This window comes from Mesorhizobium sp. WSM4836 (assembly GCF_055811815.1).
This window is the reverse complement of sequence record NZ_JBVVQF010000071.1, coordinates 1-1506: the sequence shown is the minus strand read 5'-3', so window position 1 is coordinate 1506 and position 1506 is coordinate 1. Positions and strand designations below refer to the sequence as shown.

The 1506-nt window shown below is 62.4% G+C and carries 1 protein-coding gene; it reads left to right on the top strand.

What is annotated here, in order from left to right:
- Positions 1-29: 29 nt before the first annotated feature.
- A partial coding sequence (locus AC0L2P_RS32090) for a heavy metal translocating P-type ATPase (RefSeq protein ID WP_473507230.1) occupies positions 30-1506 on the top strand: 1477 nt, incomplete at its 3' end.

The following is a 1506-nucleotide window of genomic DNA, read 5'->3' as shown; positions in this document are numbered from 1 at the left end:
TCACCCTTTGCAAGCCCGTGAGGTTTCCAGTGACCGAAGCTCAGACCCGCTATCGCCTGACCGGCATGGACTGTGCGTCCTGCGCGTCCAAGATCGAGACGGCTGCGCGTCGCATTGACGGTGTTGATGATGTCAACGTCTCAGTGGCGGCCGGTACGATGACCGTGCAACACCGCAACGACAGTGACCTTCCAGCTCTGGAGAGGTCAGTCCGAGGGTTGGGGTACGGTATCACGCTGGCCACACGCAGTGCGACCGACAGCGAGATCAATGATCGCCCTGAACATGCTGAAGGCTCGCTTAGCGACCACGGGGCGGAAGTCGACGGTCCTTGGTGGAGATCCAGAAAGGGACTGCTGACGATTGCCAGCGGCGTTGCGCTCGTCGGGGCCTACGGGATCGGTAGGGCACTGCCTCAGGTCGAAGCGTGGGCATTCATTGCGGCGATGCTCATCGGGCTCATACCGATAGCATGGCGGGCCTTGATGGCGGCGCTGAACGGGTCGGTGTTCACAATCGAACTACTCATGACCATTGCTGCAGTCGGCGCCGTGATCATTGGGGCGACAGAAGAGGTCGCGACTGTTGTCTTCCTGTTTCTGGTCGGCGAGTTGCTTGAAGGCGTCGCTGCCGGACGTGCCAGGGCGAGCATCAAAAGTCTCACGGCGCTGGTTCCAAAGACCGCTCTGGTCGAGCGGGACGGCAAGACCGAAGAGACTGCCGTCGATCAACTTGAAGTCGGCTCGACCGTCCTCGTGCGGCCCGGCGAGCGCATCCCAGCGGACGGCACTATTGTCGAGGGCGAAAGCGCGATCGATGAGGCTCCGGTGACCGGCGAAAGCACGCCTGTCCGCAAATGTGCCGGGGAAAGCGTCTTCGCCGGTACGATCAGCACCGAAGCTGTATTGCGGGTCAAAGTCACGTCGGCCGCGGCTGACAACACCATCGCGCGCGTTGTTCGCCTTGTCGAGGAGGCGCAGGAGAGCAAGGCACCGACGGAGCGCTTCATAGTCCGGTTCTCACGCTACTACACGCCGGGCGTAGTGGTCATTGGAGCCTTGATCGCGGTGATGCCGCCGCTCTTGTGGGCCGCTGATCCGAAGGAATGGGTCTACAAGGGGTTAGCCATTCTCCTCATCGGCTGCCCGTGTGCGCTGGTCATCTCCACCCCAGCGGCCATCGCCGCCGCGCTTTCGGCAGGGGCACGACGCGGCCTCCTCATCAAGGGCGGTGGCATTCTCGAAATGCTGGGCTCGATCACCGCAATGGCCCTCGACAAAACCGGGACGTTGACAGAAGGCAAGCCCAAGGTGACGGACGTTGTCCCCATTGATCGCAGCGAACGCGACGTGCTGTCCACGGCCGCCGCCTTGGAGACTGGTTCGACCCACCCGCTTGCAATGGCGATCCTCGACAGGGCAAAGGCCGACAAAGTGCCTGTGCCGCCTGCGTCGGAGGCAGCGGCAATCGGAGGCAAAGGTGTAGTCGGCAAAGTTGGCGGAAAGA